The sequence below is a fragment of the Pseudohongiella sp. SYSU M77423 genome (assembly GCF_029911965.1).
In the GTDB taxonomy this organism is placed as follows: domain Bacteria; phylum Pseudomonadota; class Gammaproteobacteria; order Pseudomonadales; family Pseudohongiellaceae; genus Pseudohongiella.
Map to the genome: position 1 here is coordinate 52,361 of NZ_JARYTH010000005.1, position 21,076 is coordinate 73,436.

A 21,076-nucleotide genomic window follows, 5' to 3' on the forward strand; every position below is an offset into this window, starting at 1 on the left:
TGCTATCTCCAGCCCGAGGGCATGCGGTTATCTGTATAGTTTATGCGTCTTGATGTAGTCGGCGACGACTGTTGGCACATCGTCAATCGCTATGGTACCGGTTTGCCGCGCATCACGGCGAACACGTGTTGATGACTGGGGCAGTTTGATTCCTGTTATAAACAAAATTCGGCCAGCCCGCGTGTCGAACAAATCTTCCTGTTTCGACACCAGACGTGCCGCCAGCTCCGTCTGCAGTGCCGGTTCTGCATTTGCCTGCGAGAGTTCATCACGGCTGACCACATACAGATGCGTCAAGTCCAGAATGTCCCGCCAGCGGTGCCAGCTGGGCAAGGACAGAAAACTGTCCATGCCCATAATATAGACCATGGTCGCCCGCGGAAATTCCGCTCGCAGACTGCCGAGCGTGTCGACCATGTAGGAAGTACCTGGTCGTTGCAATTCTCGCGTATCTACGACAAACCCCGGATAATCCGCGATGGCTGCTTCCAGCATGGCCAGGCGGTGTTCAGCGCTGGTCTGTGCGCTGGCGCGATGCCCTGGAATGGAACAGGGAATCAGGCGCACCTGGTCCAGATTCAGTTTCAGCTGAGCGGTTTGCGCCACCCGAAGGTGTCCCGTGTGCACCGGGTCGAACATGCCACCCATGATTCCCAGTCGCATGCTCGCCGACGTATTGGTCATGTGCGGATGTGACCGTCACCAATCACTATATATTTCTGCGAGGTCAGGCCTTCCAGCCCAACCGGACCACGCGCGTGCAGTTTGTCGGTCGAAATGCCGATTTCTGCACCGAGGCCATACTCGAATCCATCAGCGAATCGAGTCGACGCATTAATCATTACCGAGCTGGAATCCACCTCCCGCAGAAATCGCTGCGCGCGATGGAAGTCCTCGGTCACGATAGACTCGGTATGAGCCGAACTGTGGAGATTGATATGCTCGATCGCCTCATCCAGACCAGCCACAATTTTCACCGACAGGATGGGCGCCAGATACTCCTCGTCCCAGTCGGCTGCGCTGGCTTCTCTGGCACCGGGAATCAATGGCAGTGACTGCGGACAGGCGCGCCACTCGATATTGTGCGGCGCCATGGCTTCAGCCAGCTGCGGCAGAATCTCAGCGGCAACTGGCTCGGCAACCAGCAGGGATTCCAGTGTGTTGCAGGTCCCGTAACGCTGTGTTTTGGCATTCAGTGTAATCTTTACCGCCTTCTCCAGATCAGCGCGGTCGTCAATATAAACATGGCAATTACCATCCAGATGTTTGATGACCGGCACGCGAGACTCAGCGCTGATGCGCTCAATCAGACCTTTACCGCCACGTGGCACGATGACATCGACGTACTGCGGCATGGTGATCAATCGGCCAACCGCTTCGCGGTCAGTGGTATCGATTACCTGCACGGCATGTTCGGTCAGCCCCGCCGCAGCCAGCCCCTGGCGGATACAGGCAGCGATCGCCTGGTTCGAGTGCAGTGCCTCTGAACCACCGCGCAGGATGGCTGCATTGCCTGATTTGAGACATAGGCTGGCGGCCTCACAGGTCACATTGGGGCGAGATTCGTAAATGATGCCAATCACTCCAAGCGGCACACGCATTTTGCCTACCTGGATGCCGCTGGGGCGATAGCGCATGTCGCTGATTTCGCCCACTGGATCCTGCAACGCCGCAACCTGCCGCAGGCCTTCAACCATGCCATCGATCCTGGCCGGCGTCAGGGCCAGGCGATCAAGCATGGCCGCATCAAGACCCTTGGCCTTGCCGGCCTCCAGGTCGCGCGCATTGGCACTCTCGAGTTCAGCGCGACTGCTTTCAATAGCATCGGCCATTGCCAGCAGCGCCTGGTTTTTCTGGCCAGTAGTCGCCGCCGCAGTGATACGGGACGCCTGTCTGGCCTGTGAGCCTACTTTGTCCATGTAGGCTGCGATATCGCTCATTTGAATGAATCCGCAGTGAAAAGTTTGGAAAGGCGCGCATTATAGCGCACTCAGATGTGATTCTGCAGGGCCATTTCCGCCGGGTAGGGATGCATGTACCAGGAACGCTCAATGTACTCGACCGGATTGCGGCGAAAATGATGATTCAGGAGTGTAATGGGCACAATCAGAGGCAACAGCCCTTTGTGATACCGCTCCAGCATCTCGCGTAATTCCTCTTTGTCCTGCGCATCCAGCTGCTCTTTCAGATAACCCTGAATATGCTGCAGCACATTGACGTGATCGCCACGTGAAGCACGCTCTTTCAGCGCCTGCATCAACTCAGGCAGGTACTGTTTAGCCACCTCGAAGACGTTGTCCTTGCGCGCGCTGGCCACCAGCGGACCCAGACGGCGATAGGTTTTCTGGCAGTGGCTCATCAGTATCAGTTTGTGACGTGCATGAAAATCCGTCAGGGAAGCCACTGACAATCCATCGGCCACCAGTTGTCGCCAGCGATTCATCACATAGACCCGCTGAATGAAGTTCTCCCGCAGCACCGCGTCACCGAGTCGTCCCTCTTCTTCCACCGGCAGCTCCGGAAACCGCTCCATAATGCGTGCTGCGAATATGCCGGCGCCCTCACGCGGCGCATGCCCCGGACCGTACACCTTCACCCGCTCCATACCACAGCTGGGTGAGTCTTTCTTCAGGATAAACCCGCACATCTCACCCACCCAGTGGGCTTGCGCATCAGCGCTTGCGGTCAGCTTGTCCGTGTAGTCGAGGGTATCGTCCTCAAAATCAACGCAGCGCACCTCGTCATCCCGCTTGACCAGTCGGATTGGACGCCGGGGGATGCCGAGGCCAATATCAACCTCCGGACAGAAGGTGCGAAACTCAAAATACTGTCCCAGCGTGCGCTGAATGTAAGAGTGCTGTTTGTGGCCTCCGTTGAAGCGCACCTCTTCGCCCACCAGGCAGGCACTGATGCCAACCGGGATTTTTTGATGCTGGTGCTCGTTCATGGTGTGATATCCAGTTGCAGTTGGCCGGCAATCAGTTGCAGTTTTTCTGCCCGGCTCAGTTGTTTGATTCTATATTCCAGCTGCCGTGCTGTGCGTTGATCAACGCTCTGCGTCACATAGGCCAGCTCCAGTGGCCCACGCCCCCGCAGGTAACGTGCAGTCCGGGCACCCTGTGCCTGATGCTCGGCGAAGCGCCGGGCGACGTCGGTGCTGATACCGGTGTACAGGCTGTCGTCACCGCAGCGAACCACGTAGACATGCCAGCCATCATTGACCACCGATCAGACTCCACAGAGCTGAATCGTCGCTGGCAGCACCGGTCTGCTGACCGCTCTGTTGGCGCGCGCGACCTTCTCGTTCCAGTTTCAGCAGATGTGCCAGCAGCGTCTTCTCAGCCCATGGCAACAGATGCGCTGGTACATCATCATACACCGGGACCACCAGCTGCTTCAGCGTGACTGGCTGCATGTCTGCAAGATGAGTGATGATTTTCAGCTCGCGGCGCTGACGATGACGAATCAGGGCGCTGATCATCTGCTCCGGGTCGCTCATCAACTCTCCGTGTCCGGGCGCCAGATACTGCAGTGGCAGACTGCGCAGCTGCTCCAGCGAGTCCAGATAGTCCTTCATGTCACCATCAGGCGGCAATATGACCGGTGTTGTGCCTTGCAGAATGTGATCTCCGGTAAACAGCAGCGATTGTTCCTCCAGCAGAAAGCACAAATGATTGGAAACATGTCCCGGTGTACTGATCAGGCGCATTGTAAAACCATCACATTCTATACGCTCCTGATCATGGTAGATGCGGGATGGCTGAAATCCCGTATCCTGATAGGCCGCCCCCGGTGGTGCTGCCAGACCGATCAGTTCCGCACCGGTAGCCCGGTGCAGTGCCATGGCCCCCGGCGAGTGGTCACCATGCGTATGAGTGACAAAAATCCGCTCCAGGGGCCGTCCCTCAAGCGCCGCCTCAATGGCAGCAATATGCTCAGGGAGCGCCGGTCCGGGATCCACCAGCGCCATGCTCTCCGAGCCGATCAGATAGGTATTGGTGCCCGGCCCGGTCATGGTGCTGGCATTGGGGCACAGTATCCGGTGCACGGGCACCTCGCCGGGTTGGAGTCCGTCGCGCAGCAGAGTCGGACTGCCGACGACAAATCGAGAATTATCCATGCTCATCTTGTGCCAGTCAGTTGCAAGAGCGCCAATGATAACGGCTTCACCCCTTCATGACCATGTCACGCGGACAGACCCGGCCAGGGTGGTTTTCACCGACGATTCACGCTATAAATGGCTCCTTTTTTATGGCCGTCAGGTTTATGTCCCCTGGGATTGCGACCGGAAAGGACCAACGACAACAATAAATGCAGGGCAGAGACACATGTACAAGATCACAACCTACAATCAGATCTCGGAAAAAGGCATTAATCGATTCACGTCGACGCACTATCAGGTGGGCGGTGTCCAGGACCAGGCCGATGCCATCCTGCTGCGCAGCCACAAACTTGCCCCTGAAGAGCTGAATGACTCAGTCCGTGCTGTCGCCCGTGCCGGCGCAGGTGTCAATAACGTGCCTGTCAGCCACTGCACTGAACGTGGCATTGTTGTCTTCAACACGCCCGGCGCCAACGCCAACGCGGTCAAGGAGCTGGTTCTGACCGGCATGCTGCTGGCGTCGCGCGGCATTCTGCCTGGCATGGCCTACGTCGACACCCTTAATGAAATGACCGATAACGCAGCGATGTCCAAACTGCTGGAAGCCGAGAAGAAGCGTTTCGCCGGCCAGGAGCTGGCAGGTAAAACGCTTGGTATCGTCGGCCTGGGCGCCATCGGCTCCATGGTGGCCGGCATGGCAATCGATCTGGGTATGACCGTGCTTGGCTACGACCCTGCCCTGTCCGTTGATGCCGCATGGCGACTGCCCAGCCAGGTTCACAAAATCGAGAACCTGAGCGCGCTGATGGCCAATGCTGACTTTGTCAGTCTGCACCTGCCGGTACTGGACAGCACCCGCAATCTGATTAATGCGGACCTGGTGTTGGCGATGAAACCCGGCCTGTGCCTGCTGAACTTCGCCCGCGACGAGATCGTCGATCACGACGCAGTCATTGCCGGCCTGAACAGCAAGCAGCTGCGATTGTACGTCAGTGACTTCCCGCGACATGAACTGATCGGCAGGGAAGATGTGATCCTGACGCCTCACATCGGCGCCAGCACTGCCGAGGCTGAAGAAAATTGCGCGATTATGGCTGCAGAACAGCTGAAGGATTTTCTGGAGAATGGTAATATCCGCAACTCGGTCAATTTCCCGTTCCTGACCCTGGACCGGGTGCCCGGCGCCGATGCTGGTACCCGCCTGGCCATTACCAATAAAAACGTCCCCGGCATGTTAGGAAAAATCCTGTCTGTGCTTGCTGATCAGAACATCAACGTGGTGGACATGATCAACAAGAGCCGGGACGAGATTGCCTATAACCTGATTGACCTCGCCAGCGCGCCCTCTGACGCCGCTGTGGCTGCAATTGCCAATACCGCTGATGTCATCAGAGTGACCCGTTTATAAACACCTACTGAGTCAATTAGTTGCAGGAACCAATGCTATGAAACGTGTGTACAATTTTGGGGCCGGACCGGCCATGCTGCCAACGTCAGTCATGGAACAGGCGCGTGATGAGATGCTCGACTGGAACGGCATGGGCATCTCTGTGGTAGAAATCAGCCACCGCAGCAAGGAGTTTGAGGCACTGCTGACGGAAACCGACGAGCTGATCCGGGAAGTATCCGGCCTGCCCGATAACTTCGAGATTCTGTACATGCACGGTAGCGCCCAGATGCAGTTCGCGGCAGTACCGTTCAACCTGCTGGGCCTGAATCCGGCGCACAAGGCAGCCTACGTAGAGACTGGTAACTTCGCGCAGCTCGCCCGCAAAGAAGCCTCCCGCTTCGGCAATATCACCATCGCCGCCAGCAGCGAGGCCAGCAACTTTGATCATATTCCCGAGCTTGACGTCAGCGCGCTGGACCCGGATACCTCTTATGTCCATCTGACCAGTAACAATACAATTTTCGGTACACGCTGGAATCAGTTCCCTGACACAGGCAAGATCCCACTGGTTGCCGACATGACTTCCGAACTGCTGTCACGCAAACTGAACTTTGACCAGTTTGGCCTGATTTTCGCTGGCCTGCAGAAAAACCTGGGCCCCTCAGGTATGGCCGTGGTACTGGTCCGCAAAGACCTGATTGGCCACGCGCTGCCGCAGACGCCGTCGCTGCTCAATTACGCGACCTTCGAGAAAAATCACTCCATGCCCAACACCATCAACACATTTGCCATCTACATCATGAATCTGATGCTCAAATGGCTGAAGGCCCAGGGCGGACTGCCGGCTATCGAACAGCTTAACGCGCAAAAAGCCAAGCTGCTTTATGATGTGATAGACAGCCATGATTTCTACATCGGCTCTGCTCAAAAAGCGCACCGGTCACACATGAATGTGACCTTTAACCTGAAAGACAGCGCGCTCGACAAGAAATTCCTAGATGAAGCCCTGGCCCGTGACCTCTACGCGCTCAAGGGCCACCGTCTGGTCGGTGGCATCCGGGCTTCAATCTACAACGCCATGCCACTGGAAGGCTGCCAGACACTGGCAGACTTCATGAAGGAGTTTGCTCAGCAGAACGGATGAGCCGCTACCGACCACCTGCCCCGCCAAAATCCAACTACCTGACCGCAGAGGGCGAAGCCCGACTGCGGCAGGAGCTGGATACGCTCTGGCGTGAGGAACGGCCCCTGGTCACACAGCAGGTCAGTGATGCAGCTGCACTGGGTGATCGATCCGAAAATGCCGAATACATCTACGGCAAAAAGCGGCTGCGTGAAATCGACCGGCGGGTGCGTTATTTGCGCAAACGACTGGAGGCCGCCACGGTGGTCCGCCGCCCTCCCGATGATACGAACAAAGTCTATTTTGGCGCCTGGGTGGAGCTTGAGAATGAGGCCGGCGACGTGAATCAGTACCGTATCGTCGGACCCGACGAAGTCGGTGACCACGACGGCTACATCAGCATGGATGCGCCTCTGGGTCGAGCGCTGCTTGGCCGCCAGCTTGACGATGAAGTTACCATCAACTCTCCTACCGGCCGCGCCAGCTACTGGATCGTTTCAATTCGTTATAACATGCAGCCATGAAACGTGTCTGTATGCTGGCCCTGCCCGAGGCTCTGGCCTCCAGCGTATCCATACCACTGGAGATGATGAGTGCTGCCGACACGATTCACGGACTGCGGCAACACCGACGCCAGCGACAGCTGCAACTGGACATTGTTGCCGAACGCATAGAACCATTGCCCATGACCGCCGGCATCTCGCTGACGCCGACCACCTCTCTTGACCAGGTAGCGGAAAGCAGTCTGGTTTTCATTCCCGCGCTGTGGGGCAATCCGCGCGCGGCAGTGCGGCGCCATGCACGGATGGTTGACTGGCTGCAGCAGCAATATCAGCAAGGTGCCACCTTCTGCAGCGTCGGCACAGGCAGTTACTTCCTGGCAGAGGCGGGACTGCTGGACGATCGCACGGCGACGACTCATTGGCGCTACTTTGACGATTTTTCCAGAGAGTATCCTCGCGTCAATCTCCAGCGAAAACGCTTTATCACGCACCAGGACAGGCTGTATTGCACGGGCAGCGTCAACGCCGTGCGCGATGTCATGCTGCATTTTGTCGAAGTACTGTTTGATGCGCAGATCGCGGACGAAGTGGCACGCCATTTCACGCACGAGCTCAAGCGCTCATTCGAAGCTCTTTTGCTGGCGACTGATCAAAAAAACAGCCATCACGATGAGCAGATCATCAAGGTTCAGGAGTGGCTGCAAAAACACTACGCGGAATCGATCAACCTCACCGAGGTGGCACAACGATTTGGTCTGAACAGTCGCACGTTCAATCGTCGCTTTCGCCTCGCGGCCGGCAAGACGCCCATGCAGTATCTGCAGGAAGTTCGCGTAGACCAGGCACGCGAGTTGCTCAAACAGAGCAACCTCAGTATTGCGGAAATCGCCTTTGCTGTCGCTTACCAGGACGTCAGTTATTTCACGGGGCTTTTCAAGCGTCTGCAGGGGGTAACCCCAAATGCTTACCGACGGCTGGTCCGCAACAAGGTGTTCAACGTGCACCAGGAAGGGTGACAGCCCGCGCTAGCGAGGTGTCTGATATTTTTCTTTCCATTCAGCGTAGGGCATGCCGTAGACCCTTTCCCTTGCCTGCTCGTAATCCATGGCAACTCCCCGCTCCTGCGCTTCAGCGGCATACCATTTGGCAAGACAATTACGACAGAATCCAGCCAGCTCCATCAGATCAATATTCTGCACCTGTTTGTTTTCATCCAGGTGTCTCAGCAGTCGCCGGAATGCGGCTGCCTCAAGTTCAGTTCGCAGCGCGTCGTTTTTTGCATCAGACATAAAACACTAACCTCAACTATTCATGAATGGTTGAAAGTGTAACTTGAAAGGAGCTTGCGAGCGAAGTTCGGTGGAGGATTCTGAGATTGAAATGTCCTGGTTTCTGTCAGGAGAGGCCCGCCGCAGCAGACCTCCCCCTTCACATTGACGATCGACCGTGGTCGTTAGCCGGTAGCGCTGGTGTATTCAGGCTCTTCGTCATCGGCCAGATCGCCCATGCCGTCATCAACGGCTTCCGGCATCTTGTGGATGGCTTCTTTGCGGTGTTTTTTGTCGACAGACTTCAACTGGCGCTCGGCGGCGTTAAACGCATCGCGAATCGCCACATAGAGATCTTCGTGTGCGTGATTGTCATGCTGCTCCTGCGTAACAACCACAGGCTTGTTCGGGGTGTGTAACTCAAGGGTCACGGAGTAGACTTTACCCTTGTGATGATTGTTGTGGGGCGAATCAAGAACCACACGACCACCTATGATGTCACTGCAGAAGCGACGCAATTTATCGATTCGCTTGTTAACGGCGTCAACAATAGCTTCTGTTTGTTCGAGATTGTGAAACACTACCTGAAATTCATTGGACATAATCACTTGTCTCCTGATTTAACGGTGATCACTTTTCTATTTTTTTGGTCACTTTATAGGTCAACTCCTCCTCGGCTGTATCAGCCAGTTTGCAGACGTGATCAGAAACTGTCGGCCAGTCTGGCAACCGCCAGCGCGTAATTGTTGGCGCAGTTGTAGCTGAGCAGTGCGCGAAAGTTCTGGTAAGTCAAAAATGCAGGTCCGTCGGCGCCGTCCGGCAGCACAATTGACGCTGCGATGTCTGAAGTCGGTAAGTCGCTGCCATCAGCCTGGCGCACGCCCTCAAGCTGCCACTCGTCCACCGGACGCTGCACAGTATGGCGACGCAGCACACTGCATGAGTAGCTGACATTCTCCTGGCTCCACTGCGAGGCGCGATCGTGGTAGTCGGCAGGCAGTGTGACCTGCCGTCCCCAGCGTTCACCAGACTGCCAGCCGGCATTACGCAGGTAGTTGGCAATCGACGCAAAGACATCAGCCTCGGTCGTCCAGATGTCGACCCGGCCGTCACCGTCAAAATCTACCGCGTGATTGATGAAGCTGGAGGGCATGAACTGGCTTTGACCCATGGCGCCAGCCCAGGAGCCTTTCATGTTCGGATGGTCGATATGACCCTCCTGAAGAATGCGCAGTGCGGACAGCAGCTCACCCCGAAAGTAGGCAGCGCGGCGTGGGTCGTAGGCCAGCGTAGCGAGGGCACGAATCACGTCCGTGCCACCTGTGAAATTGCCGTAATTGGTTTCGATACCCCAGATGGCGACGATGAAGCGGGCCGGCACACCATATTCGGCAGCTACCTGATTAAGTACATCGCGGTGCTGCGCCATGCGCGTCCTGCCCGTCTGGATGCGCCAGTCGGTGACACGCTTGTCCAGATACTGAGCCAGCGTTTCGACGAATTCGGCCTGATTACGGTCGTTGCTTACGACCTGGGGGATGGGCGCCAACCCTGTCAGCGCCTGATCGATGATATTTTCGGAGATGCCGGCTTCTCTCGCTTCGGCGATCAGCTGCTGCAGCCACTGTTGAAACTCGGGATCAGGAGCAGCGACTTCACTGTCTGACTGGGCACTAACTTTCCATCCAGCGAATGACAGGACCACCATCGTCACAAATGCCATTCGGGTCAAACCAAACCACAATCGAGTCATCAAACACATACTCCCATGATGATTTCAGCCTACTCCTTAAATTCAGTTTTGTCTAACAGATGCGCGTCGATTGTCTCGTGATAGCACCAGTGCCAGGGCTCGTAACAGATCATTCCGGTCCCTCCCTCAGGATAGGACAACAGAAATCCGTAATCCTCCGCATTGGCCGTTAACCAGGCGTAAGCAGCTGTGCCATCAAACTCTGTCTCCAGTGGTTGGCTGTCCGGCGTGCCGATGTCGATGGCACGCCCGGTGTGGTGCTCGCTGAACCCGGGGGCGGCAGTGTAGGCAAGTACATCTTCAAGCGTTCGGCCAGAGGCAAGCTTGCGTTTGATCAGGTCTGCCTGATAAGCCACACTGCGAAATGCTGAGATCAATTGCAGGGTAATGCCGTCACGAGCAGCCGCTGCCTGCATGGCCAGCCAGGCCTGCAAGGCCGCTGGCGTCAACTGCACGGGACGCTGGAACATGTCATGACCCGCATCAACCAGCCGGCCCGGCTCGGGGTGAAACGGCAAGCCCGAAGTAGTGGGGTAATCGGCAGGAATCCCCAGTTGGGCAAACAAGGACTGCAGCTCGTCAATTGACGAGACAGGTGTCTTAAATGCCATATTGTTTGACTGTAACGACATAATTATACAAAGAGTGTTTAGCTATATTAATCATATCGTAGCAGTCGTTGCACTGGCCGTCATAGCGTCAAGGAGAATTATCGGATGACAGCACTTCCCGTGATTATTGGCTTCGGCGGGATCAACCCGGCAGGCCGCAGTTCCTCACATCATGGGTATCGCCGCTTGGTAATGGATCAGCTGGCCGCGCAGGACGCGATGCAGACCAGAGCCAGCCTGGCCAGCCTGATGGGGCTGTTGCAATGGCGCGAAGGCCGCTGGTTCAATCCCATCGATAACAAAGCCGTCGAGCTCGAACCCTACCTGATGAGCATTGATGCACAGCTGAAGCACGGCACACTTATCCGGAAACTTGAAAACAATCTGTTTGATCCAGCTCGTTTGCCCTACCACAAAAAGGCCGTGCTGAACGCCAGCGATGCCAGCCCGATCCGGTTCCGTATGCGGCGTCAGCACTTGCCAGATCGCATCCCGATGGACTGGCTGCTGAGTGATGCCGGCAATGGACTGGTAGATGTCGAAATCCCCACATCGCTGGAGATCATGACCGAGAACACACGTAAATCTGCGGTCAACTCTGCGGGCCAGCTGCCCAGCGGATTCGACCCCCGGGCGCTCTATCAGTCGCGCAATCATCCGCGCGGTTTGCAGATGACGGTGTTCGGCGCCAGTGATGCGATACAGTCACTGGGTGTAGACTGGCAGACTGTACTCCAGCATGTATCAGCCGATCAGATCAGTGTTTACGCCGGCAGCAGCATGAGCCAGCTCGACTATGACGGCAATGGCGGACTGCTGCAGGCACGCCTGCTTGGCAAAAAAGTCAGTTCCAAGCAACTGGCCCTGGGTTTTGCTGAAATGCCAGCTGACTTTATCAATGCCTACGTGCTTGGCAATTTAGGGACAACCGGCACTAACGCTGCAGCATGCGCCACATTCCTCTATAACCTGCGCCAGGGTATCCGCGACATTCGCAACGGTACCCACCGACTGGTTATTGTCGGCACCGCCGAAGCACCGCTGGTCCCGGAAGTGATGGATGGCTACCACACCATGGGCGCCCTGGTGGACGATGCAGCGCTGCTGGCACTGGATGCTGACAAGGGACTGAGTGCCCCGGATCATCGTCGGGCCTGCCGCCCGTTTGGCAATAATGCCGGATTCACACTGGGTGAGTCAGCACAGTTTGTCATCCTTTGTGATGACAAACTGGCTCTGGAACTGGGCGCCAATATTTACGGGTCCGTCAATGATGTCTTTGTGAACGCTGATGGCTACAAGAAATCCATCTCCAGTCCGGGCGCCGGTAACTACATCACCATGGCGAAGGCGATGGCGGCAACCGCGGCTGTTATTGGCGAACAGGGCCTGCAGCAACGCAGTTACGTGCAGGCACACGGCACCGGCACCCCGCAGAATCGCGTGACCGAGTCTCATATCTTCAACACGCTGGCACAAACCTGGGGTATTAAAAACTGGCCTGTGACGGCACTCAAAACCTATGTCGGACACTCTCTGGCGTCTGCATCCGGCGACCAGCTGGTAGCCAGCCTGGGTGTTTGGCAGTACGGCATCATTCCGGGTATCACCACGGTGGATAAAGTTGCCGACGATGTGCACGGCAGCCACCTAAATTTTCTGCTGAACCACACTGAGGTTGGCACGGATGCGATGGATGCTGTGCTGATCAATGCCAAAGGTTTCGGCGGCAACAATGCCACTGCCTCCGTGCTGTCGCCACAGCAGACACGCAAAATGCTGGAGAAGCGGCATGGCAAGTCGGCGACCGCGGCCTGGGCCGAACGCAACGAATCAGTCAAGCAGAAAATTGCTGACTATGACGAGTCGGTTCGACGCAACACTGCCGAGGTCATTTATCGATTTGACCACAATGTACTTGGTGGTGAAGAGCTGGGGATCAGCCGTGATGCTATCAAAGTGCCAGGGCACACACACGAAATCTCAACCCGGCACCAGTCGCCTTACGGCGACATGATTGACTGACAGCAGCAAACAGGCGAAACCGCTTCACAGCTCAATCGGGCCGCTCGGAACTATTGCGGAGTCGATGGCGTGTCAGCAGGCGGTCGGCGTGCGGCCGGGGGGCGCTCCTCAGCACGCCGGACACTCAGCCGACGCAGTGCCTGCTGCCGCTGTTCAACCGTCAGCCGGCTCATCAGGTTAAGCAACTGGCCGTGACTGCGCTCCTGGTAAGCCTCACTGGCCTGTCGCAGTCGAGCAAAAGCGTCCGTCAGCGCCTCAGTGTCCAGAGGGTCCTGAACCAGCAACAGATTCACTTCACGCTGCGCCTGAAGCATCTGACGCCGCACCTGGCGTAACTCCTCGTTGGCTTGCCGCATCTGCGACTGCACTCTGTCGCGCGCCTGAGGATCCAGTGACTGGTTCATCCACATCATGCCGACCGGCGCAGGCGGCGGCTCAGGCCGGCTGAACAGCTGCGCACCGACTACTCCAGCCAAAAACAGATTCACGACCACCGATACCAGCAGGGCAAAGACCAGCAAGTTCTTTCGCAAAAGCATCATGGCGTTTCCTCGGCAATTTCACCCAGCGCCATCCAGTACAATTCCTCATCTGTTGTCAGCCAGGTATTCGTATCATTGTCCATGTTCAACTGCAGGCCAACGTACAGACCAAGCATCAGCGGAATACACGCCAGCGCCGCGGGTCGCCACCATTGAGTAGCACCCGCAGAGGTAACCGCCATCAGCCAGTGCCCTACCCGCTCCAGAATGCCTGGTCGACGAGGCGGTAAGGGCTGAGCCAGCAGGCGCGCCTCAAGACCCGCGAATGCCGGAGTCTGTGAATCGCTTAACCAGCTGTCCAGAGTCTGTGCATTTTTCAGCTCAGCAAGCAGCTCAGGATAGTTGTCCAGGCACTGCCCGGCGAGCTCACGCTCGGCCGCTGGCCATCGCTGCAGATCTCCACCGTAGGCGTCAATCAGGCTGATCAGTCGATCTCTCGACAACATTATTTATCCTCCACGGACATTTGACTCTTCAGGGCACGGCGCGCACGCGCCAGCAAGGACTCCAGCGCATCAACCGATACATCAAGCACATCGGCTGCCTGCTGATTCGATAAGCCCTGGTAGTGAACCAGAATCAGGGCGCTGCGCTGTCGCTCCGGCAATCCGCCAATCAGTTGCTGCAACCGTTCGTGTTGGCGCTGCGCAGCCAGCCCCAGGTCGGCAGCTGCTGCGCCGGTATCAATAACGCTATCAAGGTCTGCGTCAATTGCCAGCGCTGACCGTTTCCGCAGATTATCGACACACAGGTTGTGCGCGATACGGTGCAGCCAGGCTGACACGTTGCCCCGGGCCGGATCCCAGCGCGCTGCCTGGGTCCATAACTTCAAGAAAGTCTCCTGCGCAACATCTTCAGCCTCAGCCTGGTTGCCGAGCAAGCGGTAAGCATAAGCAGCTATCAGACGGCCATACTGATGGACCGCGCGGGCATAGGCATCCTGCCGTCCAGCAACGATTGCCTGCATCATCTGCTCTTCAATCGACATATGTCTTGCCTGGCAGTAGTTGCCGCGCGCGGAAACAGAACGCTATCAATGATCCGTGTGGTCCGACTGCTGCTCACCATCTGGACCAGCCTGACGTCGCTCTTCCATACGCTCGCGCATCGCAGCTCGCTGTTCCTCTGTCATGTTCGCCATCCGCTCACGCATCTGACGGCGCTGTTCGGGGCTCATTTCACCCATACGTTCACGCATCTGACGGCGCTGCTGTGGATCCATTTCACCCATCTGTTGCATGCCTCTTTGTGGACGCATTTCATCTGCCGATATCAGTCCGTTGCCATCCTGGTCGAGCCGCTGAAACGCGCGCTCCAGAGCCTCCTGCCTGCTGATGGCACCGTCACCGTTGGTGTCCTGACGCTCAAAGTTGGCCATCGGTGCCGCTGCGAACTCTTCGAGCGTCAGATTGCCATCGCCATTAACATCCAGGGCGTCAAAGCGGGCTTGCGCCTGCGCCTGGCCTTGTCCATGCCCCTGACCGTGGCCGGCGTCCTGAGCAGACACCTGAAAGGCACCAGCGGCGCAAAATGCAGTCAGTGCGATCAGATAATTTCGTTTACTCATGATAAGTCTCCCATTCTGGCTCAGCCAGTATATGCCTGTTTACATATCTTGATACGGGCAGCCGGCGAGAATCCGTCGCGACTTTTCGAGATTTCTCAAAAAAAGAGCACCATCAACTTATCCCGAGGCGGGAATGGCATTAGAAAAGATCAGCGGGAAGCGCGTATGGCGGGTACAGAAAGTCAGGATGTTTAATATTGCAGCGCCAGAACGGCTGGAGCTTCGGGAGACCGCTATTACCCGGGTCGCCCGAAGCCTGTCTGATTGACCTGCAGATCAGCCAGTTACTTTGACAGGTCTGGCTTCAGCGATCTTTGCCTGCCACTCGGCAGGTCCAGTGCGATGCACCGAACTGCCATTTACGTCCACAGCAACCGTCACTGGCATATCTTCGACCACAAACTCATGAATCGCCTCCATACCCAGATCCTCGAAGGCAACGATGCGGGCATCCCGGATCGCCTTCGACACCAGGTATGCTGCGCCACCAACGGCCATCAGGTAGACCGCTTTGTGTTTCTGGATAGCATCAATGGCCACCTGGCCGCGCTCGGCTTTGCCGATCATGCCCAGCAGGCCGGTTTTTTCAAGAATCGTGTCGGTGAACTTGTCCATGCGCGTCGCCGTGGTCGGACCAGCTGGCCCAATCACCTCGTCGCGAACTGCATCGACCGGGCCCACGTAGTAGATAAAGCGTCCCTTCAGGTCGACACCATCAGGCAGCGATTCACCACGATTGAACATATCAACCATGCGCTTGTGAGCGGCATCGCGGCCCGTCAGCATCTTGCCTGACAACAGCAGGGTTTCACCCGGCTTCCAGCTGGCAACGTCTTCAGCAGTCACCGTGTCCAGATTTACCCGGCGCGCCGTAGGGCCTGCGTCCCAGGTAATCTGCGGCCAGTCTTCCAGCTTGGGCGGCTGCAAGTGCGCGGGTCCCGATCCGTCCAGCACAAAGTGTGCGTGACGCGTCGCTGCACAGTTCGGAATCATCGCCACCGGCAGTGAGGCTGCGTGTGTGGGGTAATCCTTGATTTTGATATCAAGAACGGTGGTCAAGCCACCCAGGCCCTGGGCGCCGATACCCAGCGCATTGACCTTATCCATGATCTCCAGTCGCAGCTCTTCAACACGATTCTGTGGACCACGCTCGCGCAGTTCATGAATATCGATCGGATCCATCAGCGCTTCCTTGGCCAGGACGGCAGCCTTTTCAGCAGTGCCACCAATACCGATACCCAGCATGCCGGGCGGACACCAGCCGGCGCCCATCGTCGGCACTGTCTTGACGACCCAGTCAACGATGCTGTCGCTGGGGTTCAGCATGACCATTTTTGCCTTGTTCTCGGAGCCGCCGCCCTTGGCAGCCACAATGACATCGACCGTATCTCCTGGCACGACTTCCATGTGAATAACGGCAGGTGTGTTGTCTTTGGTGTTTTTACGGGCGCCAGCCGGATCGGCCAGGATGGAGGCACGCAGGACGTTGTCCGGGTGCAGGTAGGCACGACGCACCCCTTCATTGATCATGTCAGCCACGCTGCTGTTTGCTTCCCACTGGACATTCATGCCGATTTTGATGAATACGGTCACGATGCCGGTGTCCTGACAGATTGGCCGCTTGCCTTCGGCACACAGCCGGGAGTTGATCAGAATCTGCGCCATGGCATCTTTGGCCGCCTGTGACTCCTCGCGCTCGTAGGCTTCGTTGACCGCCTGGATAAAGTCCAGAGGGTGGTAGTAAGAGATGTACTGCAGCGCATCGGCCACGCTCTGAATAAGGTCGTCTTGCTTGATTACAGTCATGTGTGATTCCTGTCTTGACGGGACATGTGCATCTGGCCGTATGGCGCTGACGCTGAAAACGGCGGCATTTTACCACATTCAGCGTGGCGGCCCATGGGGCGCATTGAGGGTCGCCAGAATCGTCGGCTTTTTGTTTGGCGGGTGATACCATGGGATCGATAAGGACAACAAAACGACGCCCTAGCGATGCTATCGATTTCTACCGTACTGATTGCGGCAGTGATTTACCTGACCCTGCTGTTTGGCATTGCCTCACGCGGTGAAAGGCAAACCAGTAACACGGTGCGACCCTGGCGCTACACCCTGGCACTTGGCGTTCACTGCACCACATGGGCCTTTTATGGCACAGTGACCCAGGCCGCCAATTATGGCTGGTGGTTTGCGCCAACCTATCTTGGCGGCATCTGTGTTTTTCTGTTCGCTCATCAGTTCCAGATTAAAATGCTGAAGCTGGTCAAGCAACAGAACCTGACGTCTATCGCCGACCTGATTGGTTCACGCTATGGCAAGTCTCCGACGCTGGCCGCAGCCGTGGCCTTGATCTGCCTGGTCGCACTGATCCCCTATATCGCCTTGCAGTTGCGCGCCGTGGCCGCCAGCTTTGCAGCGGTTACCAGTATTGAGCCCACTCTTGCCCCCTGGTTCGTAGACCTGGCCGCAGCGGTTGCCCTGGCCATGATTGGCTTTGCCATTCTGTTCGGTGCCCGCAGGCTCAGTCTGGCCGAGCAGCATCCTGGCCTGATGGATGCGGTTGCCTTCGAATCGGTTGTAAAGCTGGTAGCCTTCGCCATTGTGGGCCTGTTTGTCAGCTACCAGCTGTTTGATGGCATCAACGATCTGATTATCAAAACGGCTTCTGATCCGGTCGCGCAGCGCATGCTGCAGCCCAAAGAGAACGGGGTGTATATCTACGTCACTCACATGCTGCTGGGTGCGTTGGCCATGTTTGTATTGCCCAGACAATTCCAGGTCAATTTTATCGAGAACAACAGCCCGGAAGAGCTGAAAAAGGCTCGCTGGGCTTTCCCGCTGTACCTGTTTGCCATCAATTTTTTTATTCTGCCGATTGCCATGGGCGGCATGCTGCTGGTGCCCGAGGCACAATCCCAGGATACCTTTCTACTCGCACTGCCCATCCTGGCCGACCGCCCGGACATCAGCCTGATCGCGTTCATTGGCGGTCTGTCGACCGCAACCAGTATGGTCATCATGGCGACTCTCGCCTTGAGCATCATGATCTCCAACGACGTAATTACACCGTTATGGATCCGCAGCCGCCGAGCCGGCAACCTGATCTCCAATCTAATGCCAGCCGACATTCTGCTGACGCGCCGACTCACCATGGTGATCATCATCCTGTTGGCCTACGTCTACCACAAGCTGACTCAGGGTGGCATCCCGCTGGTCAGTAACGGCCTGATTGCCATGGCCCTGGTATCACAACTGGCGCCTGCAATGTTCGGAGGTCTGCTGTGGTCGCAGGCCAGCCGGCATGGAGCCATGGCTGGTCTGTTGTCCGGGACAGCGGTATGGACCGTAATGCTGCTGTTGCCATCCCTGAATCCGTCAGGAACACTTTCCGACCGGGCTATCAGTGACGGAGTGGTAAGCAGTCTTGCCGTCAATATACTGATTTACATAATGGTTTCCATACTGACTCGACAGAGTGCCGTTGAACGCAGCCAGGCTCAGCAATTCACCCGGCCAGATAATGAGTCTGCTCCGGTGGACGAAATGCAGCAGGTAACCTGGGGAAAACTGCGGGCAGTGCTGGCCCGCTTTGTTGACCCGGCTGACGCTGGCGGTCTCGACAAACGCCTCGGCCTTACCATCGCCGACCTGCCAGACAATAAACTGGTACATCCGGCACTACTTTCGCGGCTTGAGCGCGAACTGGCCGGCGCAATCGGCAGTGCCGCCAGCCGCCTGCTGATCAGCAGTCTTGCCAGGACATCGCCGGTAGCGGTCGACGAGGTGGTTGACTGGGCGTCGGAAGCCTCTCAGTTATATCGCTTCAATCGTGAGCTGCTGCAGGCATCCGTTGAGAACATTCCGCAGGGCATCAGTGTGATTGACAAAGAACTGCGGCTGGTGGCCTGGAACCGTCGTTATCTGGAGATCTTTGATTATCCGGAAGGACTGATACGTGCCGGTGTCGCGATTGAAGAGATTCTGCATTTTAATGCCAGCCGCGGCCTGTTTGGCGCGCCCGATGCGAGCATTGAGGAAGAAGTAGGCAAACGACTGGAGCACCTTAGAACCGGCAGTCGCTATCGTTACCAGAGACAGCAACCTTCAGGTCAGATCATTGAACTGCAGGGAAATCCCATGCCCGATGGCGGCTTTGTCACTACCTACACGGACATCACAGAACTGGTTAACGCTCAGAACGAGCTGCTCCGCATTAACCAGGAGTTGGAGGCACGTGTTGCCGAGCGGACACAGGCTTTGTCAGAAGCCAAACTGGCTGCTGAGCAAGCCCATCAGAGTAAATCGAAATTCTTTGCTGCTGCCGGTCACGACCTGATGCAGCCATTCAACGCAGCGAGTCTGTTCTGCGAAATGCTCCTGCAGCGCGTGCAGCACGATGAGGCCAGACTGGCGCAGCAGATACAACAATCGCTGCAGAATGCCGAAGAGCTGCTGACCATGTTGCTGGAAATGACCAAACTGGAGTCAGGCAACCTGCAACCTGTAAAGCGTGACATTGCGCTTTGGGACATCATGGAGCCACTGCAGGCATCGTTTCAGATGCTGGCCCAGGAAAAAGGCCTTACGCTGCGCATGCACCATACGCAGGCAGTGGTCCACACCGACCAGAAAATTCTCCAGCGCATTCTGCAAAACCTGCTGACCAACGCAATACGTTATACCAACAGTGGCCGTATCGTCTGCGGTATCCGACGCCGGCCAGACAATACGGTTGAACTTCAGGTGTGGGACACAGGCCGCGGCATCCCGCCTGAAAAATTTCAGGAAATATTCATGGAGTTTAAACAGCTGGATCAGCAGGATCACAACCCAGGTCTTGGGCTTGGCCTGGCGATAGTTGACCGCATGTGCAAACTGCTGGATCTGCCGTTGCGGCTGCACTCCACCCTGGACAAAGGCACCTGTTTTGGTATTACGCTGCCTGTAAGCCACTGGCCGAGCAGACTGACCAGCGCGGCGACACTGCGGCCAGGCACAGCACTGCCAGACAGAGCAAGCTGGTCCGTGCCTGACAACACACAGGTGCTGATTCTCGATGACGACGACAATATACGTGAAGCACTTTCCTCGTTATTCAACGGCTGGGGCGCGCAGGTCCATGCTTTTGCAACGCTGCACGACGCCCTGCAGCTGAACAGCCGTGCCGACCTGTTATTCGTTGACTACCATTTGTCTGAACAGGAAGTTGGCACGGAGGCGATAAGGCAGTTACGACGTCATTTCCGGGCCGACATCCCCGCCATTTTGAGTACAGCCGATCCTGACGAACATATTCGTGAACAGGTAATAGAGGTCAACGCCCTGTTTCTGCCGAAACCGGTGAAACAGGCAGCGCTCAAACGGCTACTAAAAAATACGCTTTAGGACAGACTTTCCGCTGGATTATTGTCTTCATCATCCGCACGCAGCATGTCGTGAAACAGCACACCAGCCTGAGTACGGTTGATCACCCCCAGCTTGCGCAGTATCGCAGAAACATGTTGCTTTACTGTTGTCTCCTGAATATCCAGCTCATGGGCAATCTGCTTGTTCAGCAGGCCATCTGCGAGGCAACGCAAGACTTTGAACTGCTGAGGTGTCAACTGTCCCAGTTTAAGCGCGAACTCCTGATGCAATCGATTCGAATGACCCGTCAAGCTGGAACGCAGATGATTTGGCAGCCAGCTGTCGCCTGCCAGGACGGTCTCCACCGCCATGACAATCTCGGGCAGTGGCGTAGACTTGGGCACATAGGCACTGGCACCAAAACTCATGGCGCGCGCAATCACGTCCTGTTGCTCGTTGGCAGACACAACCACAACCAGGATGTCAGGAAACTGGTTTCTGATGGCGGTCAGCCCGGCCAGGCCCTGGTTGCCAGGCATATTGAGATCAAGAAAAATCAGTTCGATCCGGGCATCGTTATCCAGACACTGCATCAGCTCTGTGAAGCTCGCCACCTCATGCACACTGGCGGCATGCGTAGAACTTAATGTCTGTCGAAGCGCTGCCCTAAATAGCGGGTGATCATCCGCAATTACTGCCTTGATGGCATCCAGAGACTCAGGTGGGCTTGTTGTCATGTTACGGGCTTCAGGACTGATAAACATACGGCTTTCACGTTAAACCTAAACCAGCGGCAAAAAAAAAGCCACCACGAAAGCTATCATGGTGGCCAGGATCATGAGGAGCTAC

21 protein-coding genes are annotated in these 21,076 nt (G+C 56.6%); 6 read left to right on the forward strand and 15 right to left on the reverse strand.

All coding sequences use genetic code 11. The features are described from left to right. Nucleotides 1-27: 27 nt before the first annotated feature. Genes nadD through QGM61_RS11725 form a run of 5 tightly spaced genes read right to left on the reverse strand, consistent with a single transcriptional unit; the run spans nucleotide 28 to nucleotide 4,120 of the window. A complete protein-coding gene (gene nadD / locus QGM61_RS11705; protein ID WP_281133100.1) occupies nucleotides 28-684 on the reverse strand; it encodes a nicotinate-nucleotide adenylyltransferase in 657 nt (218 codons plus the stop codon). After that, entirely contained in the window at nucleotides 681-1,940 is a 1,260-nt protein-coding gene (locus tag QGM61_RS11710; RefSeq protein WP_281133101.1) for a glutamate-5-semialdehyde dehydrogenase, read from the reverse strand. The genes nadD and QGM61_RS11710 overlap by 4 nt, the downstream gene beginning before the upstream one ends. A gap of 50 nt (nucleotides 1,941-1,990) precedes the next feature. Beyond that, nucleotides 1,991-2,947 carry a YbgA family protein gene (locus QGM61_RS11715; RefSeq protein ID WP_281133102.1) on the reverse strand — a complete coding sequence of 319 codons (957 nt, stop codon included), beginning with the start codon at nucleotides 2,945-2,947 and terminating at the stop codon, nucleotides 1,991-1,993. Next, nucleotides 2,944-3,225, reverse strand: a complete 282-nt coding sequence (locus QGM61_RS11720; RefSeq protein ID WP_281133103.1) for a GIY-YIG nuclease family protein — start codon at nucleotides 3,223-3,225, stop codon at nucleotides 2,944-2,946. Before QGM61_RS11720 ends, QGM61_RS11715 begins: the two co-directional genes overlap by 4 nt. Then, nucleotides 3,215-4,120, reverse strand: a complete 906-nt coding sequence (locus tag QGM61_RS11725) for an MBL fold metallo-hydrolase (protein WP_281133104.1) — start codon at nucleotides 4,118-4,120, stop codon at nucleotides 3,215-3,217. Before QGM61_RS11725 ends, QGM61_RS11720 begins: the two co-directional genes overlap by 11 nt. Nucleotides 4,121-4,328: 208 nt before the next feature. Here QGM61_RS11725 and QGM61_RS11730 point away from each other — a divergent pair, with 208 nt between their 5' ends. The 4 genes from QGM61_RS11730 to QGM61_RS11745 are packed head-to-tail and all read left to right on the forward strand — an operon-like array spanning nucleotide 4,329 to nucleotide 8,134. Continuing rightward, entirely contained in the window at nucleotides 4,329-5,510 is a 1,182-nt protein-coding gene (locus QGM61_RS11730) for a 3-phosphoglycerate dehydrogenase family protein (protein ID WP_281133105.1), read from the forward strand. Between the two features lie 37 nt (nucleotides 5,511-5,547). After that, nucleotides 5,548-6,636 carry a 3-phosphoserine/phosphohydroxythreonine transaminase gene (serC, locus tag QGM61_RS11735; RefSeq protein ID WP_281133106.1) on the forward strand — a complete coding sequence of 363 codons (1,089 nt, stop codon included), beginning with the start codon at nucleotides 5,548-5,550 and terminating at the stop codon, nucleotides 6,634-6,636. Beyond that, entirely contained in the window at nucleotides 6,633-7,139 is a 507-nt protein-coding gene (gene greB / locus QGM61_RS11740) for a transcription elongation factor GreB (RefSeq protein ID WP_237134745.1), read from the forward strand. Before serC ends, greB begins: the two co-directional genes overlap by 4 nt. Beyond that, nucleotides 7,136-8,134: a GlxA family transcriptional regulator gene (locus QGM61_RS11745; RefSeq protein WP_281133107.1), complete on the forward strand. Its 999-nt coding sequence runs from the start codon at nucleotides 7,136-7,138 to the stop codon at nucleotides 8,132-8,134. Before greB ends, QGM61_RS11745 begins: the two co-directional genes overlap by 4 nt. A 9-nt stretch (nucleotides 8,135-8,143) precedes the next feature. On the opposite strand, the gene QGM61_RS11750 is transcribed toward QGM61_RS11745, so the two are convergent. The 4 genes from QGM61_RS11750 to QGM61_RS11765 all read right to left on the reverse strand — a co-directional run bounded on the left by QGM61_RS11750 (nucleotide 8,144) and on the right by QGM61_RS11765 (nucleotide 10,750). Next, nucleotides 8,144-8,407 (reverse strand): DUF1244 domain-containing protein, encoded by a 264-nt coding sequence (locus tag QGM61_RS11750; RefSeq protein ID WP_281133108.1) that lies wholly within the window; start codon nucleotides 8,405-8,407, stop codon nucleotides 8,144-8,146. 164 nt (nucleotides 8,408-8,571) lie between these two features. Next, nucleotides 8,572-8,988 carry a ribosome hibernation-promoting factor, HPF/YfiA family gene (gene hpf / locus QGM61_RS11755; protein ID WP_237134748.1) on the reverse strand — a complete coding sequence of 139 codons (417 nt, stop codon included), beginning with the start codon at nucleotides 8,986-8,988 and terminating at the stop codon, nucleotides 8,572-8,574. A gap of 101 nt (nucleotides 8,989-9,089) precedes the next feature. Further along, a complete protein-coding gene (locus QGM61_RS11760; protein ID WP_281133109.1) occupies nucleotides 9,090-10,139 on the reverse strand; it encodes a lytic transglycosylase domain-containing protein in 1,050 nt (349 codons plus the stop codon). Between the two features lie 29 nt (nucleotides 10,140-10,168). Further along, nucleotides 10,169-10,750, reverse strand: a complete 582-nt coding sequence (locus QGM61_RS11765; protein WP_281133110.1) for a M15 family metallopeptidase — start codon at nucleotides 10,748-10,750, stop codon at nucleotides 10,169-10,171. 105 nt (nucleotides 10,751-10,855) lie between these two features. On the opposite strand from QGM61_RS11765, the gene QGM61_RS11770 reads away from it, so the two are divergent. Continuing rightward, the gene (locus QGM61_RS11770; protein ID WP_281133111.1) at nucleotides 10,856-12,775 is read left to right on the forward strand and encodes a beta-ketoacyl synthase; all 1,920 of its coding nucleotides are present in this window, start codon (nucleotides 10,856-10,858) and stop codon (nucleotides 12,773-12,775) included. A gap of 50 nt (nucleotides 12,776-12,825) precedes the next feature. Here QGM61_RS11770 and QGM61_RS11775 read toward each other — a convergent pair whose 3' ends face one another. The 5 genes from QGM61_RS11775 to QGM61_RS11795 all read right to left on the reverse strand — a co-directional run bounded on the left by QGM61_RS11775 (nucleotide 12,826) and on the right by QGM61_RS11795 (nucleotide 16,690). Continuing rightward, nucleotides 12,826-13,317, reverse strand: coding sequence for a periplasmic heavy metal sensor (locus QGM61_RS11775; RefSeq protein WP_281133112.1), 492 nt, complete (start codon nucleotides 13,315-13,317; stop codon nucleotides 12,826-12,828). After that, entirely contained in the window at nucleotides 13,314-13,763 is a 450-nt protein-coding gene (locus QGM61_RS11780) for a hypothetical protein (protein WP_281133113.1), read from the reverse strand. The genes QGM61_RS11775 and QGM61_RS11780 overlap by 4 nt, the downstream gene beginning before the upstream one ends. Continuing rightward, the gene (locus QGM61_RS11785; RefSeq protein WP_281133114.1) at nucleotides 13,763-14,305 is read right to left on the reverse strand and encodes a sigma-70 family RNA polymerase sigma factor; all 543 of its coding nucleotides are present in this window, start codon (nucleotides 14,303-14,305) and stop codon (nucleotides 13,763-13,765) included. Before QGM61_RS11785 ends, QGM61_RS11780 begins: the two co-directional genes overlap by 1 nt. A gap of 45 nt (nucleotides 14,306-14,350) precedes the next feature. Further along, nucleotides 14,351-14,884: an EF-hand domain-containing protein gene (locus tag QGM61_RS11790; protein WP_281133115.1), complete on the reverse strand. Its 534-nt coding sequence runs from the start codon at nucleotides 14,882-14,884 to the stop codon at nucleotides 14,351-14,353. Between the two features lie 276 nt (nucleotides 14,885-15,160). Further along, nucleotides 15,161-16,690 (reverse strand): fumarate hydratase, encoded by a 1,530-nt coding sequence (locus QGM61_RS11795; protein WP_281133116.1) that lies wholly within the window; start codon nucleotides 16,688-16,690, stop codon nucleotides 15,161-15,163. 186 nt (nucleotides 16,691-16,876) lie between these two features. Here QGM61_RS11795 and QGM61_RS11800 point away from each other — a divergent pair, with 186 nt between their 5' ends. Next, nucleotides 16,877-20,266 carry a PAS domain-containing hybrid sensor histidine kinase/response regulator gene (locus tag QGM61_RS11800; RefSeq protein WP_281133117.1) on the forward strand — a complete coding sequence of 1,130 codons (3,390 nt, stop codon included), beginning with the start codon at nucleotides 16,877-16,879 and terminating at the stop codon, nucleotides 20,264-20,266. Here the strand turns inward: QGM61_RS11800 and QGM61_RS11805 are convergent. Continuing rightward, a complete protein-coding gene (locus tag QGM61_RS11805; RefSeq protein WP_281133118.1) occupies nucleotides 20,263-20,964 on the reverse strand; it encodes a response regulator transcription factor in 702 nt (233 codons plus the stop codon). The genes QGM61_RS11800 and QGM61_RS11805 overlap by 4 nt on opposite strands. Between the last annotated feature and the right edge of the window lie 112 nt (nucleotides 20,965-21,076).

What these genes read in the sequence shown, in the direction of transcription:
- nadD (WP_281133100.1), bottom strand. Translation starts at nt 684, where the DNA reads ATGACCAATACGTCGGCGAGCATGCGACTGGGAATCATGGGTGGCATG.
- QGM61_RS11710 (WP_281133101.1), bottom strand. Translation starts at nt 1,940, where the DNA reads ATGAGCGATATCGCAGCCTACATGGACAAAGTAGGCTCACAGGCCAGA.
- QGM61_RS11715 (WP_281133102.1), bottom strand. Translation starts at nt 2,947, where the DNA reads ATGAACGAGCACCAGCATCAAAAAATCCCGGTTGGCATCAGTGCCTGC.
- QGM61_RS11725 (WP_281133104.1), bottom strand. Translation starts at nt 4,120, where the DNA reads ATGGATAATTCTCGATTTGTCGTCGGCAGTCCGACTCTGCTGCGCGAC.
- QGM61_RS11730 (WP_281133105.1), top strand. Translation starts at nt 4,329, where the DNA reads ATGTACAAGATCACAACCTACAATCAGATCTCGGAAAAAGGCATTAAT.
- serC (WP_281133106.1), top strand. Translation starts at nt 5,548, where the DNA reads ATGAAACGTGTGTACAATTTTGGGGCCGGACCGGCCATGCTGCCAACG.
- greB (WP_237134745.1), top strand. Translation starts at nt 6,633, where the DNA reads ATGAGCCGCTACCGACCACCTGCCCCGCCAAAATCCAACTACCTGACC.
- QGM61_RS11745 (WP_281133107.1), top strand. Translation starts at nt 7,136, where the DNA reads ATGAAACGTGTCTGTATGCTGGCCCTGCCCGAGGCTCTGGCCTCCAGC.
- QGM61_RS11750 (WP_281133108.1), bottom strand. Translation starts at nt 8,407, where the DNA reads ATGTCTGATGCAAAAAACGACGCGCTGCGAACTGAACTTGAGGCAGCC.
- hpf (WP_237134748.1), bottom strand. Translation starts at nt 8,988, where the DNA reads ATGTCCAATGAATTTCAGGTAGTGTTTCACAATCTCGAACAAACAGAA.
- QGM61_RS11760 (WP_281133109.1), bottom strand. Translation starts at nt 10,139, where the DNA reads ATGACTCGATTGTGGTTTGGTTTGACCCGAATGGCATTTGTGACGATG.
- QGM61_RS11765 (WP_281133110.1), bottom strand. Translation starts at nt 10,750, where the DNA reads ATGGCATTTAAGACACCTGTCTCGTCAATTGACGAGCTGCAGTCCTTG.
- QGM61_RS11770 (WP_281133111.1), top strand. Translation starts at nt 10,856, where the DNA reads ATGACAGCACTTCCCGTGATTATTGGCTTCGGCGGGATCAACCCGGCA.
- QGM61_RS11775 (WP_281133112.1), bottom strand. Translation starts at nt 13,317, where the DNA reads ATGATGCTTTTGCGAAAGAACTTGCTGGTCTTTGCCCTGCTGGTATCG.
- QGM61_RS11780 (WP_281133113.1), bottom strand. Translation starts at nt 13,763, where the DNA reads ATGTTGTCGAGAGATCGACTGATCAGCCTGATTGACGCCTACGGTGGA.
- QGM61_RS11785 (WP_281133114.1), bottom strand. Translation starts at nt 14,305, where the DNA reads ATGTCGATTGAAGAGCAGATGATGCAGGCAATCGTTGCTGGACGGCAG.
- QGM61_RS11790 (WP_281133115.1), bottom strand. Translation starts at nt 14,884, where the DNA reads ATGAGTAAACGAAATTATCTGATCGCACTGACTGCATTTTGCGCCGCT.
- QGM61_RS11795 (WP_281133116.1), bottom strand. Translation starts at nt 16,690, where the DNA reads ATGACTGTAATCAAGCAAGACGACCTTATTCAGAGCGTGGCCGATGCG.
- QGM61_RS11800 (WP_281133117.1), top strand. Translation starts at nt 16,877, where the DNA reads ATGCTATCGATTTCTACCGTACTGATTGCGGCAGTGATTTACCTGACC.
- QGM61_RS11805 (WP_281133118.1), bottom strand. Translation starts at nt 20,964, where the DNA reads ATGACAACAAGCCCACCTGAGTCTCTGGATGCCATCAAGGCAGTAATT.